We start from the raw sequence: 16,595 nt of genomic DNA on the forward strand, positions 1-16,595 counted from the left end.
TGGGACATGCGTCCCTGTGAGAGTAGGACGTTGCCAGGCAAACGAAAGACAACCTGTATGGGTTGTCTTTTTTTTGTTGTTAAAGATAACTGCGTTGGCAAGGAATAACGGGGTAAATTGTAATAAATGTAGAAGCTTGCCTAAAATTTTATCTAAGAGTGTAGAAGTTTAATTAAGTATTGTAGAACATTGGTTGAAAATTGTAGAAGCTAGAAATAGACCATAAGATTTCCTTTAAATAGGACGATCTATTAATTAGACTCTTTACTAAGAGATTGTTTCATTTTGAAGAAACTGTGAAAAAAACAGACGAGACTCATCGGAAACGCTATCGCATTTCCTTCGTGCGTGGGCGATTTCAAGGAAGTTATCCAATGTCCTACGGGAAAAGAAAGCCAGGCGAGACCCCGCAGGACGTTAGCGATCGAGGAGGCGTGCTCCTGCGCCAAAGAATATTCGAAGAAGCTATCTTCAGCTCGTCGCAAAGCCGCAAGTAGCTGTCATTTCAGTTGCTTACCATGAAGTTATTTACAGGCAGCAGCTTGATTGCCCGCGGAAAGCGAGTCTGTTTTTTAAAGGCATATGCTCCTCTTCAGAGATCTGCAGACCTCTCAATTTCCTTCCATCAAATAGTTAAAAATAAGAAATGGGCTCTTTTTTAAAGTACAATCAAGAAATGAATAAATAAACGGATAATCCCTATTTGGCATAGTCTTAATTAATTCACTCCACCATTCAGTCTCATAGCGAGCAATCATGCTTAAATTGTATAGGAGCAAATAATGGACCATTAGTTCGGGAAAATGGAACAGCTCAGTTTTAGCTAACGGAAACACAATTTTATTTTCATCAAGATTAAACTTAAAGGGTGAGTAGGCTTTAAAAATAGAACCTTCAGTCCGGAAAATAAGCTGCTTTTCCTTTTTCCCTTGGAATTTTATTGGCATGTCCGATTTAGAGATGAGGAACTCTCCAAAACGGCTGTCTGTCATATGGAATCGATCTAATATATTCTCGGGGATAAGAAGTTCATTATGTATTTGAGATACCATGGTAAAATTTGATTTGGATTCTACCCTTTTGAATAGAGGGTCCAATTCAGGTATAAGGGAAAGGAGCTCTTCCATAGTTGCTTTTTCCCCTTCCAATTGTTTCATGTGAAACATCACCTCGGAAAGGTGGGGATACAGACCGTTTTTTTGAAATTTAACTTCATCCTTAAAAAACTGGTAATTTTGTTTTTTTCTTTTTCTTGCTGATACTCCATGAGCCAGAACAGATGTATTTTCTGGATATAAGGGATCAAGCGTCAAAATGCATGCCTTTACTAAATGTACTAATCCATAAAAAAGCAGAATTGGTTTTAAAATAAAAGGAGAAAGTCCTGCTTGTTCAAAATAGATTTTTCCGTGTTCAAGATAATATATAAATGGATAGCAATTATCAAAACTGTTTTTTTCAGCGTCATTAATTCCAATAGATAGATATTTTTTTTTTAGAAATTCCTGACTGTATTCTGCTGAAAAAAAGAATGAATAGCTGCTCCAGTCCTTATAGGAAGAATTCATTGGTTTGCCCCTTTGAAATTTTTAGAAAAATGGAAATACGACAGGTTCCTTGACAGTATTTTGTCCAATTGATAACCTTTAAAATAAAAAATTTTAGTTCGGGAGGAAAACCAACATGTGGGAAAGTAAATTTGCCAAAGAAGGTTTAACGTTTGATGATGTTCTGCTTATTCCAGCAAAATCGGATGTATTGCCAAAGGATGTAAATCTACAAGTTGAATTGTCTGCAAATGTAAAGCTTAATATACCAATCATTAGTGCGGGTATGGACACAGTTACGGAAGCAGAAATGGCAATTTCAATGGCTCGCCAAGGCGGTTTAGGGGTTATACATAAAAACATGACCATTGAACAGCAGGCAGAACAGGTTGAAAAAGTTAAGAGATCCGAGAGCGGAGTTATTACTGATCCATTTTTCCTTACTCCTGACCATCAGGTATATGATGCTGAACATCTAATGGGTAAGTATCGTATTTCAGGTGTTCCTATCGTAAATAACGAAACGGAACAAATGCTTGTTGGAATCATCACGAACAGAGATATGAGATTTATACAGGATTATTCCTTAAAGATTGCAGACGTTATGACCCAGGAAAACCTGGTTACCGCATCTGTAGGTACAACATTGAAAGAAGCTGAAAAAATTCTTCAGCAGCATAAAATTGAGAAACTTCCTCTTGTAAATGATGAAGGCGTGCTAAAAGGCCTCATAACAATAAAGGATATTGAAAAGGTTATTGAATTCCCGAACTCAGCAAAAGACCGTCAAGGAAGACTATTGGCAGGTGCAGCCGTAGGAGTTACAAAAGATACAATGAAACGTGTAGAAAAGCTTGTAAAGGCAAATGTTGATGTCATTGTAGTAGATACTGCTCACGGACATTCCAGAGGTGTAATAGAAACCGTTAAGGAAATAAAGAGTGCTTACCCTGACCTGGCAATTATTGCAGGAAATGTCGCCACTGGAGAGGCTACAAGAGAGCTGTTTGAAGCAGGTGCTGATATTGTTAAAGTGGGTATCGGACCTGGATCCATTTGTACAACAAGAGTCGTAGCAGGGGTAGGAGTACCGCAAATCACTGCTGTTTATGACTGTGCTACAGAGGCTAGGAAGCACGGTAAAGCAATAATAGCCGATGGCGGTATAAAGTATTCGGGTGATATTGTAAAAGCACTGGCAGCAGGCGGACATGCCGTAATGCTGGGCAGTATGCTGGCAGGTGTATCTGAAAGCCCAGGTGAAACAGAAATTTATCAGGGCCGCCGCTTTAAGGTATATCGTGGAATGGGCTCTATTGCAGCTATGGAAAAAGGATCGAAAGACCGCTACTTCCAGGAAGATAATAAAAAATTCGTTCCGGAGGGTATCGAAGGGCGGGTGCCATATAAAGGGCCGCTTTCTGAAACTATTTATCAGCTTATCGGAGGAATCCGTGCAGGAATGGGCTACTGCGGCTCAAGTAATTTGAATGACTTAAGAGAGAAAGCCCAATTTATTAAAATGTCTGGTGCAGGCTTAAGAGAAAGTCATCCGCATGATATTCAGATTACGAAGGAAGCCCCTAATTATTCCATGTAATGATAGAGAGGAATCCCCTCTCTATTTTTTTGTCTAAAATTATGAAGGGAATTTCAAAGGGAAAAGTTTATATCCATTCGTTCCGAAACATTCGAAGGTTCTTATATCCTTCCGAAAATAAAGTTTTCTGGGAAATATCTTTTTTTTGGAAATAAGATAGGTAATTACTCTGTCTATGATTTGTTTTTAAGTTATGTTAAAATACCAAGGTGTGTAACCTCGGGCTTTACGCCTAGTGCTGCGAGTAATAAAGGATGTTCGCAGGAGTCAATAGTTTCTCAATCACATTAAATACATCGCATATTACATAAAATCTTGGAGGGCGTTATAGTGAATAAAAAGTTTTTTCGGAAATATGCTGCCGGTACAATGGCGGCAGTAATGTCAGTCAGCCTTTTCACAGGTCTGGATAAGGCTCATGCACAGGCACCATTGAATGTAAATGCAGCTGGAGCTATTATGGTTGATGGCCAGTCAGGGGAGGTTCTTTATCAAAAGAATGCTGACAGCCTGCTAGGAATTGCAAGTATGTCAAAAATGATGACTGAATATATTCTTTTAGATTCAATTAAGCACGGCAAGGTTAAATGGGACCAGCAATATAATGTCGATGAACTTGTTTGGAAAATTTCACAGGACCGCAGTTTATCTAATGTTCCTTTAAGAAGGGACGGAAAATATTCAATCCGTGAACTTTACCAGGCAATGGCTATTTACTCTGCCAACGGGGCAACCATTGCAATTGCTGAAACTATCGCAGGTTCAGAAACTAATTTTGTAAAAATGATGAATAAAAAAGCACAAGAACTTGGCTTGAAGGATTTTAAATTTGTTAACTCAACTGGTTTAAATAACTCAGAGTACAAAGGCTCACATCCACAGGGGTCAGGCGAGACAGATGAGAATGTTATGTCCTCCCGGGCTACAGCAACATTGGCATTTCGCCTGATTAATGATTTCCCTGAGGTATTGAAGACTGCAAGCACTCCGAAAATGGTCTTCCGTGAAGGTACAACGGATAAAATTAATATGGAGAACTGGAACTGGATGTTACCAAGCCTTGTGTATGGATATCCGGGAGTAGACGGTTTAAAAACAGGTACAACAGATTTTGCCGGATACTGCTTTACAGGAACAGCAAGCCGTGATGGCAAAAGGTTTATAACTGTTGTTCAGAATGCGACAGACGGTAAGGGAAATGGAGGCTATAAAGCCCGTTTTGATGAAACAAGAAAGATGTTTGATTATGGTTTTACCAACTATACAAAGGAACAGATTGTTCCTAAGCATTACCAGGTAAAAGGAAAGAAAGCCATTCCAGTTACCAAAGGTAAGGAAGACAATGTTAAGGTTTATACAAAATCATCTATTAACATGCTTATATTGAATGGAGATAAGGGCAATTATAAGCCTGTTCTAGTATTAGATAAAAATAAATTAAATAAAAAAGGTGAACTGACTGCTCCTGTTAAAAAAGGAGAAAAAGTTGGTTATATTAAATTAGTTCCTAAAAATGGGGGAAAGATTAGCTTCCTTAATGGTAAAGGAGCAAACAAAACACAGGTAGATGTAGTGGCTGCACAAAGTGTTGAAAAAGCTAACTGGTTTGTTCTTATGATGAGAGGTATCGGCGGATTTTTTGGTGATCTTTGGGGATCTATTTCTTCAGCTGTAACAGGCTGGTTCTAAGCGCCTTTTATTAGACACTAAAGGATTCCTGCCTTGACAGGAATCCTTTTTTGGTGTTTATTTTCTTTATGGAAAACAAATAATTCAAATATGCGGATTTAGCTTTTCCTTAGGTTCGACAATAATAGTTTAAATCTTCTTTAAATAGAGAGATGGAACTAATTAGGGGGTAATGTAATGAAAACTGGTACAGATCGAGTAAAGCGCGGCATGGCTGAAATGCAAAAAGGCGGCGTTATTATGGACGTTGTCAATGCTGAGCAGGCAAAAATTGCAGAAGAGGCTGGAGCCGTTGCGGTAATGGCTTTGGAACGTGTACCTTCTGATATCCGTGCAGCAGGCGGAGTAGCAAGAATGGCAGACCCGCGCATTGTAGAAGAGGTTATGAATGCAGTTTCTATCCCTGTAATGGCAAAAGCACGTATTGGTCATATTGTTGAAGCTCGTATCCTAGAAGCTATGGGTGTTGACTACATCGATGAAAGTGAAGTTTTAACTCCCGCTGATGAAGAGTTTCATTTAAATAAAAAAGAATATACTGTTCCTTTTGTTTGCGGATGCCGTGATTTAGGGGAAGCTGCCCGCCGTATTGGTGAAGGTGCATCAATGCTTCGTACAAAAGGTGAACCAGGAACAGGTAATATTGTTGAAGCCGTAAGACATATCCGCAAGGTAAATGCCCAGGTTCGCAAGGTTGTTGCAATGAACGAAGATGAACTGATGACTGAAGCAAAGCTTTTGGGAGCTCCATATGAGATCCTTCTCGAGATCAAGCGTCTTGGCCGTCTTCCAGTTGTAAACTTTGCTGCAGGCGGAGTAGCTACACCAGCGGATGCTGCACTTATGATGCAATTAGGTTCTGACGGAGTATTTGTAGGTTCCGGAATTTTCAAGTCTGATAATCCCGCAAAATTTGCCCGTGCTATTGTTGAAGCAACAACTCATTACCAAGACTATAAATTAATCGCTGAGATATCCAAGGATCTTGGTATTGCGATGAAAGGTATTGAAATCTCCACACTTGCACCATCAGCAAGGATGCAGGATCGTGGCTGGTAAGGAGATATTTTAAAATGGTTAAAATAGGTGTACTTGCCCTTCAGGGGGCCGTTCGCGAGCATGTGCGCGCTGTTGAAGCAGCTGGTGCCGAGGCATTTGTAATAAAGAAAAAAGAAGAGCTTGAAAATGTAGATGGGTTAATTCTTCCTGGCGGCGAAAGCACGACAATGAGAAAATTAATTGATAAATATGATTTTATGGATGAGCTTAGAAAACAGGCACAGGAAGGCAAGCCAATGTTTGGCACATGTGCAGGTTTGATTTTGCTGGCCAAAAATATTGTTGGTTATGATCAGCCGCATTTAGGAGTTATGGATATAACGGTGGAAAGAAATTCATTTGGCCGCCAAAGAGAGAGCTTTGAAGCTGACTTGGATATTAAAGACGTTGCCGCTGATTTTCCTGCAGTATTTATCCGTGCCCCGCATATTGTGGAAGCTGGGGAAAATACAGAGGTCCTTGCCAAGCATGACGGCAGAATCGTGGCTGCAAGGGAAGGCCAGTTTTTGGGCTGTTCCTTCCATCCTGAGCTAACAGAAGATCATCGTTTAGCTGCATATTTTGTGAACATGGTTAAAGAGGCAAAGGAAAAGCAATTAGTATAATTTGGTTGCAAACTGCTGATAATTATAGTACGCTATAAATTACAATTTATCTATATGGAAAAAGCATTGAGAGGAAATAGTAGCATGCACTCCATTCAAAAGAGAGCCGGTGGCAGGTGTGAACCGGTGGATGGGGCTTGTGAATCCGTCCTTGAGCAGGGTATGGAAAGCAATTGCAGCGAGTAAGTACCTTCGGTTAAAAACCGTTACGAGTTTAAGGTGGGTAGATTTTTCTGCCAACCAGGGTGGCAACGCGGGTAACTCTCGTCCCTGTTTCAGGGGACGGGAGTTTTTTGTTTTTATAACCCTAGCCGGAGGACATTATTGGAATTATTTATTTTGATTAAAGGAGTGGGTAATACATGCTTGATGTTAAGTATTTAAGATCTAATTTTGAAGAAGTGAAAAGCAGACTTCAGCACCGTGGGGAGGACCTCTCTGACTTTGGGAAGTTTGAAGATCTTGATAAGCAGCGCCGAGATTTAATTGTGGAAACCGAGCAGCTAAAAAGCAAAAGGAATGAAGTTTCACAGCAAGTGGCATTTTTTAAGAGAGAAAAGAAGAATGCTGATCATCTGATTGCAGAAATGCGTGAAGTAGGTGACCGCATTAAGGTACTTGATGATGAGCTTCGTGTTGTGGAAGAACAACTTGAAAGTTTAATGCTAAGCATTCCAAATATTCCTCATGAAAGCGTTCCAAATGGAGAGTCAGAGGATGATAATATTGAAATAAGAAAATGGGGGGAAGTCCGGGAATTTGGTTTTGAAGCCAAGCCACATTGGGATGTTGCTACAGGGCTTGATATTCTAGATTTTGAACGGGCAGCCAAGGTTACGGGAAGCCGCTTTGTTTTTTACAAAGGGTTAGGTGCCAGATTGGAAAGAGCCCTGATTAACTTTATGATGGATCTCCATTCTGACGAACATGGATACAAGGAAATTCTTCCTCCATACATGGTAAATCGGGCAAGCATGACAGGGACCGGACAGCTTCCTAAGTTTGAGGAAGATGCATTTTTAATTGAAAATGAGGATTATTTCCTTATTCCTACCGCAGAGGTGCCTGTAACCAATCTCCACAGAGATGAAATATTAAATGGTGAAGAGCTTCCTCTTAAGTATGCTGCATTCAGCGCATGTTTCCGTTCAGAAGCAGGATCTGCTGGCCGTGATACAAGGGGCTTGATCCGCCAGCATCAATTTAATAAGGTAGAGCTCGTAAAATTTGTGAAGCCGGAAGATTCCTATGATGAATTGGAAAAATTGACTGCAGATGCAGAAAGAGTATTACAGCTCCTTAAACTGCCTTACAGAGTTCTAAGCATGTGCACTGGAGATCTGGGCTTTACAGCAGCTAAGAAATACGACATAGAGGTTTGGATTCCAAGCTATGGAACTTACCGCGAGATTTCTTCCTGCAGTAACTTTGAAGCCTTCCAGGCACGCCGTGCGAATATCCGTTTCCGCCGTGACCCTAAAGCTAAGCCAGAACATGTTCATACTATAAATGGATCAGGGCTTGCCATTGGAAGAACAGTAGCTGCTATTTTAGAGAATTATCAGCAGGAGGATGGCAGTGTAATTGTACCTGAAGTCCTTCGTCCATATATGGGGAATAAAGAAATAATTAAATGATGATAATAATACTGCATAAGGGGGCTTTTGCTCCCTTCATGCAAAAAAAGTTTTAATAATTTATTGACATGCACTTATTGATATGATAAATTAGTAATTGTCGATACGGAGGAATACCCAAGTCTGGCTGAAGGGATCGGTCTTGAAAACCGACAGGCGGGTCAAACCGCGCGGGGGTTCGAATCCCTCTTCCTCCTCCATTTTTAAAAATTAAAAACGCGCATAAATAACTGGAGATAAAGCCCGCTTTCATGAAAATGAAGGCGGGTTTTTTTAGCTAAATCAGAATTTATATCCATAAATCGAACGCACGCAGACAGTGCATATCTTTCTCGAGGAAGTCCTAATCAGGCATGTTTGCTCTTATATAAAGAAATTAGCAGACAAATAAAAAAACGTATACCGGTTTTTAGCCGATATACGCTGTTGCACCAAGAATTTCTTTTAACTTTGAATCAACACTGCGGCAAACCTTTAAAGCATCCTCTGGCCGCTTCACTACATCTGTTGTATCCATATCAATAACTAAAACTTCACTTGCATTATAGTGGTCCATAACCCACTCATCATAGCCCTTCCATACTTCAAAATAGTACTCCTTTAATTCAGGATTGATTTCGAAGCTTCTTCCACGAGCCATAATACGGTCAATGACCGTATCAAAGGAACCTTTTAGGTAAACCATCAAATCTGGTGCCTTTTTTGGAAGTTCGTTCAGTTCCTCCATCATATTGTCCACAAGATCTTCGTAAATTTTAAATTCTAATGCTGAAATTCGTCCAAGATTCTTGTTAACAAGAGCAAAGTACCAATCCTCATAAATGGATCTGTCCTGGATGGTATACACAGGATTTTTCCAGCTGATGCTTTCCTTAACTGTTTTGAACCGTTTATTTAAAAAGAAGAGCTGCAAAAGAAAAGGTATTCTTTTTGCCTCTAATTCTTCATCCGTTAATTCATAATAGAGAGGGAGGATAGGATTGTCATCCACCGTTTCATAAAAAACCTTACTCTCTATGCCGTTACTCTGAAAATGATCGTTAAGAATGTCGGCTACACTGGTCTTTCCGAGTCCGATCATTCCGCCTATTACGATACTCACTAACATCCCCCTCTACAAAGTTTTTGTCCAGCTGTCCTGGTTTAGTGATAAAGAAAGTTTTTCGATGATGTACTGTAAGTCTTTTTTGTTTTTTACAAAGTCTACTTCATCACCATTAAAACGCAATACAGGTATTTCTGGATGCAGTCTTTCAAAGCTGGAAATGGCTTCTTCATAATCAAGGGAAAGCTGTTCCAAATAAAGAGGGCTAATCTTTTTCTCGATTTCCCGTCCTCTCATTTCAATCCGCTTTAAAAGAGTATCAAGGCTTGCATGCAAATAAATAATGACATTTGGCTTTGGCATGTCCTCTGTAAGGATCTGATATATTTTATAGTACTTTTGGTACTCATCATCCTTCAAGGTCCTTTGAGCAAAGATTAAGTTTTTAAATATATGGTAATCAGCTACAACTGATTGATTTTTACTCAAATAATGATTGTTGATGTCACCCAGCTGCTTAAAACGATTACAGAGAAAGAACATCTCCGTTTGGAAACTCCACTCCTCTATATTTTCATAAAATTTACCCAGAAATGGGTTTTCATCCACAATTTCTTTTAATAACGCAACATGGAATTGCTCCGAAATTGCTTTCGCGAGAGATGTTTTTCCAACACCAATCGGCCCCTCAACGGTAATAAAGGGTGTTTCCCCCATCGTTCATCCTCCTTTTCCGTTTGCCGCAAATTTCAAATTAAAAGGTGTCTTTTATTTAGAAATTAATAATAATATAAATGTGATATTTAATGACACAGAAAGTATTTTATCACACTCTTAACAGGAAATGATATGGAATATTAAGAAGGATGTCATTTCTTGTAGAAAAAACGGGGAATGGATAAGCAGGCATTAAAAAACTGCCGAATTTCGGCAGTTTAAGTCAGCGTCTCTTTTAGATTTTTCTAATGATAAAATTATCCTCAAGAAGCGTCCAGTTTTGCGGGAAAGGGTAACCTAGAACCCAATAACTTACACCTCTTAAATTAAATTCTTTTAAAAGATTAAACTTGGCCTGAGCACTGCGGGCATCCTCAAACCATACCTCATGCTGGCGGCCTCTGCTGTCTGTATAACGAAAAAACGGTGACTGAGCTGTTTCGTTATACTTGATAACAGCATTATGCTCCACTGCCCGCCTGATGGCCTCCTGCATATCGAATGTTTCTGCCTCCTGTCCCTTAACATGAGGGAGGACCCAATCCCTCGCATACACCTGAAATCCAAGCAGAATTTTATTTCTTGGAATAGCTGTTACCGCATACTCAATAACCTGCCTCATTAAGTTAAGTGGAGAAATGGCCTGTGGAGGACCAAAACGGTAGCCCCATTCATATGTCATTGGAACAACAAAATCCAGAATGCGGCCGTGGGCAGGGTAGTCATGTGCCTCATATAATAATCCCTTTTGTCCAGCACTTGTTTTAGGGGCAAGTGATGAGGAAACAAGATAACCGGCGGGATGTAATTTGTCTACTGCTTGCTGCAAAAAGCGGTTATAGTTTTCCCTGTCTTCTGGAGAAACATTTTCAAAATCTATATTGAGGGCACGATATCCTTTTTGGCGCATAATGGCAAGAGTATTAGTCAAAATTTTATCGGAAAGAGTGGGATTGGATAGAATGGTGTGAGCTAGCTGAGTACCTGCTTCTGTGGCAGAAAAGTTCGTTATGGCCATCATGGGGACAATGCGGCCATTGCGGGCAGCCTGCAAGGTCGGTACATCATCGATAGGCTCAAGAGATCCATCCCTCTGCATCCGGTAACCGAACGGGCTTACATAGGTAAGGTCATGGGCTACGTCTCTTACTTCTCGGGCTCCTGCCTGGCCAAATACAGTTGTGAACGCATTAACATCAATGGTCCTTTTCGGAGGGTCTGGGATTAATATTTTTTGTCCAGCTGTTAAGCGTGATGTGCTCGTTAGTCCGTTCTCCTGAAGAAGGCGTTGTACACTTATTCCAAACCGACTTGCAATGGAGGTCGGTGTATCCCCGGGCCTGACAGTATAAGAAAAGACAGGTACAAGTAAACGCTGTCCCGGATAAATAGATGCTGCATTCGTTAAATGATTTAGCTGCATCATTTCTGGAACAGTTGTCCTGTAACGCCTTGCGATTTCATCCAAAGTTTCCCCAGCTTGAACGGCATGGCGCAAATAAGGCTTTGGAATAATAAGAGCAAGGCCAATAACCAGCTTACTCGGATTTTCCAGTCCATTGGCTCTTACAATGGCATTTGTACTTACACCGTATGCCCTTGCAAGTTTGTCTATCGTATCTCCGCTTTTTACAACATGTATAGTAAGCATATATCCATCCCTCGCTTTCTCTTTTTTTCATCTTTATATATGTATTCGGGAAAGGGCCAATGATACCACTAATGTAAGAACCTCTGAATCATTCGGAAGGAATATGCAGACCATATTTAATTAATGATATAATAAGGAATGTTAGTTCGGAAAAGAGTGGCCTGCCGGAAGTGGGTCAGAAAGGCGTTGCCACAGTACAAGGAAGGCTTCGGCAGCTTAAACATCGCACGAAGAAAAAGTGCAACTTTTTCGAGGAAGTGGAGATTTTAGGCTTTCATCCATTGTTTTCGTTAATATCAACAATGTAGTTTAACAAAGCCTTGTTTTTAAAGGATGGTCTTTATGGAAATGGATTTGTTACCTGATGAATATTTTATGCGCGAGGCTATAAATGAAGCGAAAAAGGCTGAAGAATTAAATGAAGTGCCGATTGGTGCTGTGATTGTTGTTGATGGCAAGATCATCTCCCGTGGCCACAACCTAAGAGAGTGTGAACAGAATGCAATTGCCCATGCAGAGCTGCTTGCTATAGACCGTGCCTGCAAGGAGCTTGGAACTTGGCGGCTTGAGAATGCGGTTTTATATGTAACGCTTGAGCCATGTCCTATGTGTTCCGGGGCGATTATCCTTTCCAGAATAAAAAGGGTGGTGTATGGTGCAGCTGACCCTAAAGGAGGATGTGCCGGAACATTGATGAATTTATTGGATGACGATCGCTTTAATCATCAATGTGAAGTTACTGCTGGTATCCTTGGACTAGAATGCGGATTAATGCTATCTGACTTTTTCCGTTCACTGCGGGAAAAGAAGAAACAGGAGAAAGCAGATAAAAAGAAAAAAGAGCTGGTTAATAAGACAGGAATTGACAGCTAATAAACATTGCTTTTTTAAGAGAAACTTAGTATACTGAAAAAGCGTCAGAGAGATGGCGCCTAACTAAATGGTATCAATTTTGCCGTGCTAGGCGGGGAGGTAGCGGTGCCCTGTACTCGCAATCCGCTCTAGCGAGGCTGAATCCCTTCCTGAGGCTGTCTTCCTGTAGGGCTGCCTTAAGTAAGTGGTGTTGACGCCTGGGTCCTGCGCAATGGGAATCCATGAACCATGTCAGGTCCGGAAGGAAGCAGCATTAAGTGGGCACTCTCATGTGCCGCAGGGTTGCCTGGGCTGAGCCAACTGCTTAAGTAACGCCTATGGGTGTCAGTCGATGGAAGGTGCACGGCAGTTAATATCACATAATAAAACTCGTTCCTTAAAGGAATGAGTTTTTTTGTATATTTTGGGTTTTTTAAAAATCAGCTCAAATAGCTGTGCTTTTTAATTTTAGGTTTTGTAAAAGTCAAAATAGATACTGTATAATAGAAAAGATAACAATGAGGAAGGGGGCAATGTCATATGGCTTATCAAGCGTTATATCGGGTCTGGCGTCCTCAGCAATTTATAGATGTAGTAGGACAGGAACATGTAACCAAGACATTGCAGAATGCCCTGCTTCAGCAAAAAACTTCGCATGCCTATTTATTTTCCGGCCCGAGAGGAACGGGGAAAACAAGTGCAGCCAAAATTTTGGCAAAAGCAGTTAACTGTGAAAGAGCACCCGTCCAGGAACCTTGTAATGAATGTCCGGCATGTTTGGGCATCACGGATGGATCAATTTCAGATGTAATTGAAATCGATGCTGCTTCAAATAATGGTGTAGAAGAAATCAGGGATATCCGCGATAAGGTCAAGTATGCTCCAAGTGTAGTAAGATACAAGGTTTATATTATTGACGAAGTGCATATGCTTTCTATTGGTGCTTTTAATGCCCTTTTAAAAACTTTGGAGGAACCACCAAAGCATGTGATGTTTATTTTAGCGACAACGGAGCCCCATAAGATACCATTAACAATTATCTCCAGGTGTCAGCGCTTTGATTTTAAAAGGATTACTGCTCAATCCATTGTTAAAAGGATGAAGCTCATTACGCAGGAAACTGGAGTTAAATGCGATGACAGGCCTTTACAAATCATTGCGAGAGCAGCAGAAGGCGGTATGCGGGATGCTTTGAGTCTGCTGGACCAGGCTATTTCCTTTAGCGATGAGCGGGTAACCGAAGAAGACGCCTTGGCAGTTACTGGTGCGGTATCTCAGGGCTTTCTGAATCAGCTGGCATCAGCCATTATTGATAAGGATGTGGCTAGTGGGCTTGAAGCTCTGGAAGAATTGCTCTACCATGGAAAGGATCCATCACGTTTTATTGAAGACTTTATTCTTTTTTACCGTGATATGCTTCTGTATAAAACAGCTCCTTCTTTGGAAGAATCGTTTGAAAGAGTCATGCTTGATGACGATTTCCGTCAATTGGCGGAGGCTTTTTCTCCGGACCAAATTTACCAGCTTATTGATGTATTAAATAAGACCCAGCAGGAAATGAGATGGACAAACCATCCAAGAATCTTTTTGGAGGTAGCCATCGTAAAACTTTGCCAGATGGAGGCTGGGGCAGAGGGGCATGTTCCTTCAGGAGATGTATCTCAGCTATTGAACCGTATAGAACAACTTGAAATTGAGCTGAAAGATCTAAAGGCAAATGGGCCGGTTATCGCCCATGAAACAGTTCAGGCAGCTCCAAAACAGCCCGCAAGGAGTTCCAGAAAAGGATTTCAGGCGCCTGTAGGAAAAATAAATGAAGTTTTAAAAAATGCTACCAAGAATGATTTACACCAAATAAAAAGTCAGTGGGGAGCTATGCTCAGCAAGCTTATGAAATCACATGCTGCCTTATTAAATGAGGCAGAGCCTGTTGCGGCTTCACCATCTGCTTTTATTATAAAATTCAAACATGAAATTCACTGTCAAATGGCTATGGACAATCATAAGTTTGTAGAAACAGTTTCAAATGCTTTCCAGACCCTAGTCGGTAACAGATTCAATGTTTTGGGAATTCCCGAAGAACAATGGCAAACAATTCGCGAAAGCTTTTTAAGCAGCCATGAATCTGACCAGCAGGAAGGCGGACCTGATAAAGAAGAGGAGCCGCTTATATCTGAGGCTAAACGACTATTTGGTGCTGACTTTGTAGAAGTGGTTGACTAAAAAATGGAGGTTGAAGTTATGATGCGTGGTGGAATGGGTAATATGCAAAATATGATGAAGCAAATGCAAAAAATGCAAAAGAAAATGCAGGAGGCTCAAGAAGAGCTGGGCACCCAGAAAATTGAAGGTACTGCTGGCGGAGGAATGGTTACTGTTACAATTACTGGACACAAAGAAATAACGGATGTAAAAATTAACCCGGAAGCTGTAGATCCAGATGATGTAGAAATGCTTCAGGACCTTGTTTTGGCTGCTGTGAATGACGCCCTTAAGAAGGTTGATGAGATGACTAATGAAACAATGGGACAATTCACTAAAGGAATGAATCTTCCGGGAATGTTCTAGGAGGAATAAAAAATATGCATTATCCTGAACCGATATCTAAGCTGATTGACAGCTTTATGAAATTGCCAGGTATCGGCCCGAAAACGGCCGCTCGTCTGGCTTTTTTTGTTCTAAGTATGAAAGAGGACACTGTCCTTGATTTTGCGAAGGCTCTTGTCAACGCAAAGAGAAACCTGACTTACTGCTCTATCTGCGGCCATATTACTGACCAGGATCCCTGCTATATTTGTGAGGACCAGCGAAGGGATCGCACAACGATTTGTGTGGTACAGGACCCTAAAGATGTAATTGCAATGGAAAAAATGAGGGAATACAACGGATTATACCATGTATTGCAAGGTGCGATTTCTCCAATGGATGGAATTGGACCAGAGGATATTAATATCCCCAGCCTGTTAAAGCGTCTGCAGGATGAAACTGTCCAGGAGGTCATTTTGGCTACCAATCCTAATATTGAAGGAGAGGCAACAGCAATGTATATCTCCCGGCTCCTTAAGCCATCGGGTATTAAGCTGACCAGAATTGCCCATGGACTTCCGGTAGGCGGGGATTTGGAATATGCTGATGAAGTAACTTTGTCAAAGGCTTTGGAAGGACGAAGAGAATTATAAAATACCGGAGGAATCAACATGTTTTTTCGCCGTAAGGGTTGGCTGCGAAAAGAATTTGACGAAAGACTGCTTACTCAGCTAAATGACTATAAAAATGATTGGCAAAATCAAAAGGTGCTGCTTGAGAAGAGTTTTGACCCTTCCGAAGAAGTAATTTGCCAAACCAAACTGTCAGAAGCCAAATATTTCTTTCTATTTAAAGAAGCCAAATACAGAAATATACGGATAAATCGATAATGGAGCTGTCACTCTCTTCTGTTCTAATTGTATAACTTGTACATAAACTTTTTAGTACAAGTTAAAACAGGAGGGGGGACAGCTTTTTTGGAACCAATTGTGATTATTTCTATATTAGGCGGTTTGATTGTTCTGCTCCTTTTTTCTGGGGCACCCTTTAAGCCGCTTCGGTTTATTGGCCAGTTTGCTGTAAAACTGCTGATCGGAGCATTATTTTTATTCTTTTTAAATGCAGCAGGCAACCGGTATGGCATTCATGTTCCGATAAATTTTGCTACTTCTGCAGTTTCTGGTTTCTTGGGAATTCCAGGCCTGGCTGCATTAGTGGCTATACAAACATGGATTCTTTAGGACTTTTCCGCTGTCACCTGCAGCGGTTTTTTTCTTTTATAACTTCTTTTTTAAAAAATAATAAAAAGGGGTTGACCAATAGAATGGTATCATGTAATATATTAAAGGTCGCTGATGACAAGCGATAAGCATTGCAAAAAAAGTTGTTGACATTGATAACTTGAAATGATATGATAATAAAGTCGCTTCTGAGCGATGAACTTAATAAACTTCACGATGCAACCTTAAAATTGCTCCTGCGCCAGAGCCTGTTCAAGAAGAATATGTTCAGCTCGTCGCAAGGCTGCTAAGAGGATGAATCAAAGAAGTTGCCTTGCTCTTTGAAAACTAAACAAACAAAGCGTGAACAAACAAACAAACAATAACATGATGAATTTATTCATCAGCCAACGTAACTTTATGAGCTAAACTCATACTCTTTATCGG

At 40.6% G+C, this 16,595-nt stretch carries 15 protein-coding genes, 1 tRNA gene, 1 other RNA gene and 1 other annotated feature; of the genes, 13 read left to right on the forward strand and 4 right to left on the reverse strand.

Annotated elements, in window-relative coordinates; all coding sequences use genetic code 11:
* Positions 1–611: 611 nt before the first annotated feature.
* Positions 612–1,568 carry a YaaC family protein gene (locus tag G8761_RS25700; protein WP_166030782.1) on the reverse strand — a complete coding sequence of 319 codons (957 nt, stop codon included), beginning with the start codon at positions 1,566–1,568 and terminating at the stop codon, positions 612–614.
* A gap of 115 nt (positions 1,569–1,683) precedes the next feature.
* Here G8761_RS25700 and guaB point away from each other — a divergent pair, with 115 nt between their 5' ends.
* The 6 genes from guaB to G8761_RS25730 all read left to right on the forward strand — a co-directional run bounded on the left by guaB (position 1,684) and on the right by G8761_RS25730 (position 8,337).
* Positions 1,684–3,147: an IMP dehydrogenase gene (guaB, locus tag G8761_RS25705; RefSeq protein WP_166030783.1), complete on the forward strand. Its 1,464-nt coding sequence runs from the start codon at positions 1,684–1,686 to the stop codon at positions 3,145–3,147.
* Positions 3,148–3,516: 369 nt separating this feature from the next.
* Complete coding sequence (locus tag G8761_RS25710; RefSeq protein WP_207789350.1) at positions 3,517–4,836, forward strand: serine hydrolase; 1,320 nt, start codon at positions 3,517–3,519, stop codon at positions 4,834–4,836.
* A 177-nt stretch (positions 4,837–5,013) separates the two neighbouring features.
* Complete coding sequence (pdxS, locus tag G8761_RS25715; RefSeq protein ID WP_166030785.1) at positions 5,014–5,895, forward strand: pyridoxal 5'-phosphate synthase lyase subunit PdxS; 882 nt, start codon at positions 5,014–5,016, stop codon at positions 5,893–5,895.
* A gap of 14 nt (positions 5,896–5,909) precedes the next feature.
* Positions 5,910–6,500 carry a pyridoxal 5'-phosphate synthase glutaminase subunit PdxT gene (gene pdxT, locus G8761_RS25720; RefSeq protein WP_166030786.1) on the forward strand — a complete coding sequence of 197 codons (591 nt, stop codon included), beginning with the start codon at positions 5,910–5,912 and terminating at the stop codon, positions 6,498–6,500.
* Positions 6,501–6,557: 57 nt separating this feature from the next.
* Positions 6,558–6,775: a binding site (T-box leader), on the forward strand.
* Between the two features lie 87 nt (positions 6,776–6,862).
* Positions 6,863–8,137 carry a serine--tRNA ligase gene (serS, locus tag G8761_RS25725; RefSeq protein WP_166030787.1) on the forward strand — a complete coding sequence of 425 codons (1,275 nt, stop codon included), beginning with the start codon at positions 6,863–6,865 and terminating at the stop codon, positions 8,135–8,137.
* A 107-nt stretch (positions 8,138–8,244) separates the two neighbouring features.
* A tRNA-Ser gene (locus G8761_RS25730) sits at positions 8,245–8,337 on the forward strand.
* A gap of 209 nt (positions 8,338–8,546) precedes the next feature.
* Here G8761_RS25730 and G8761_RS25735 read toward each other — a convergent pair.
* The 3 genes from G8761_RS25735 to G8761_RS25745 form a co-directional block, all read right to left on the reverse strand.
* Positions 8,547–9,239 carry a deoxynucleoside kinase gene (locus tag G8761_RS25735; RefSeq protein ID WP_166030788.1) on the reverse strand — a complete coding sequence of 231 codons (693 nt, stop codon included), beginning with the start codon at positions 9,237–9,239 and terminating at the stop codon, positions 8,547–8,549.
* Positions 9,240–9,251: 12 nt separating this feature from the next.
* The gene (locus G8761_RS25740; protein ID WP_166030789.1) at positions 9,252–9,899 is read right to left on the reverse strand and encodes a deoxynucleoside kinase; all 648 of its coding nucleotides are present in this window, start codon (positions 9,897–9,899) and stop codon (positions 9,252–9,254) included.
* Between the two features lie 235 nt (positions 9,900–10,134).
* On the reverse strand, positions 10,135–11,550 hold the full coding sequence (locus G8761_RS25745; RefSeq protein WP_166030790.1) for a glycoside hydrolase family 18 protein: 1,416 nt from the start codon (positions 11,548–11,550) through the stop codon (positions 10,135–10,137).
* A 342-nt stretch (positions 11,551–11,892) separates the two neighbouring features.
* Between G8761_RS25745 and tadA the strand changes: the two genes are divergently transcribed.
* From tadA to G8761_RS25780, 7 genes are all read left to right on the forward strand, one after another.
* The gene (gene tadA / locus G8761_RS25750; protein ID WP_166030791.1) at positions 11,893–12,423 is read left to right on the forward strand and encodes a tRNA adenosine(34) deaminase TadA; all 531 of its coding nucleotides are present in this window, start codon (positions 11,893–11,895) and stop codon (positions 12,421–12,423) included.
* A gap of 82 nt (positions 12,424–12,505) precedes the next feature.
* Positions 12,506–12,769: signal recognition particle sRNA large type (gene ffs / locus G8761_RS25755), an RNA gene on the forward strand.
* A 173-nt stretch (positions 12,770–12,942) separates the two neighbouring features.
* Positions 12,943–14,625: a DNA polymerase III subunit gamma/tau gene (gene dnaX, locus G8761_RS25760; protein WP_166030792.1), complete on the forward strand. Its 1,683-nt coding sequence runs from the start codon at positions 12,943–12,945 to the stop codon at positions 14,623–14,625.
* Positions 14,626–14,643: 18 nt separating this feature from the next.
* Entirely contained in the window at positions 14,644–14,970 is a 327-nt protein-coding gene (locus G8761_RS25765; protein WP_275940744.1) for a YbaB/EbfC family nucleoid-associated protein, read from the forward strand.
* A gap of 14 nt (positions 14,971–14,984) precedes the next feature.
* Positions 14,985–15,581 (forward strand): recombination mediator RecR, encoded by a 597-nt coding sequence (recR, locus tag G8761_RS25770; protein ID WP_166030793.1) that lies wholly within the window; start codon positions 14,985–14,987, stop codon positions 15,579–15,581.
* An 18-nt stretch (positions 15,582–15,599) separates the two neighbouring features.
* A complete protein-coding gene (locus G8761_RS25775; RefSeq protein WP_166030794.1) occupies positions 15,600–15,818 on the forward strand; it encodes a YaaL family protein in 219 nt (72 codons plus the stop codon).
* An 87-nt stretch (positions 15,819–15,905) separates the two neighbouring features.
* Positions 15,906–16,169, forward strand: coding sequence for a pro-sigmaK processing inhibitor BofA family protein (locus tag G8761_RS25780; protein ID WP_166030795.1), 264 nt, complete (start codon positions 15,906–15,908; stop codon positions 16,167–16,169).
* The last annotated feature ends 426 nt before the right edge of the window (positions 16,170–16,595 follow it).

Origin of the sequence: Neobacillus terrae (assembly GCF_011393025.1) — a bacterium.
Classification (GTDB): Bacteria; Bacillota; Bacilli; order Bacillales; family Cytobacillaceae; genus Neobacillus_A; species Neobacillus_A terrae.

Excerpts from the sequence above, each read along its gene's own strand:
- G8761_RS25700 (WP_166030782.1), bottom strand. The coding sequence starts at position 1,568 with ATGAATTCTTCCTATAAGGACTGGAGCAGCTATTCATTCTTTTTTTCA.
- guaB (WP_166030783.1), top strand. The coding sequence starts at position 1,684 with ATGTGGGAAAGTAAATTTGCCAAAGAAGGTTTAACGTTTGATGATGTT.
- G8761_RS25710 (WP_207789350.1), top strand. The coding sequence starts at position 3,517 with ATGGCGGCAGTAATGTCAGTCAGCCTTTTCACAGGTCTGGATAAGGCT.
- pdxS (WP_166030785.1), top strand. The coding sequence starts at position 5,014 with ATGAAAACTGGTACAGATCGAGTAAAGCGCGGCATGGCTGAAATGCAA.
- pdxT (WP_166030786.1), top strand. The coding sequence starts at position 5,910 with ATGGTTAAAATAGGTGTACTTGCCCTTCAGGGGGCCGTTCGCGAGCAT.
- serS (WP_166030787.1), top strand. The coding sequence starts at position 6,863 with ATGCTTGATGTTAAGTATTTAAGATCTAATTTTGAAGAAGTGAAAAGC.
- G8761_RS25740 (WP_166030789.1), bottom strand. The coding sequence starts at position 9,899 with ATGGGGGAAACACCCTTTATTACCGTTGAGGGGCCGATTGGTGTTGGA.
- G8761_RS25745 (WP_166030790.1), bottom strand. The coding sequence starts at position 11,550 with ATGCTTACTATACATGTTGTAAAAAGCGGAGATACGATAGACAAACTT.
- tadA (WP_166030791.1), top strand. The coding sequence starts at position 11,893 with ATGGAAATGGATTTGTTACCTGATGAATATTTTATGCGCGAGGCTATA.
- dnaX (WP_166030792.1), top strand. The coding sequence starts at position 12,943 with ATGGCTTATCAAGCGTTATATCGGGTCTGGCGTCCTCAGCAATTTATA.
- G8761_RS25765 (WP_275940744.1), top strand. The coding sequence starts at position 14,644 with ATGATGCGTGGTGGAATGGGTAATATGCAAAATATGATGAAGCAAATG.
- recR (WP_166030793.1), top strand. The coding sequence starts at position 14,985 with ATGCATTATCCTGAACCGATATCTAAGCTGATTGACAGCTTTATGAAA.
- G8761_RS25775 (WP_166030794.1), top strand. The coding sequence starts at position 15,600 with ATGTTTTTTCGCCGTAAGGGTTGGCTGCGAAAAGAATTTGACGAAAGA.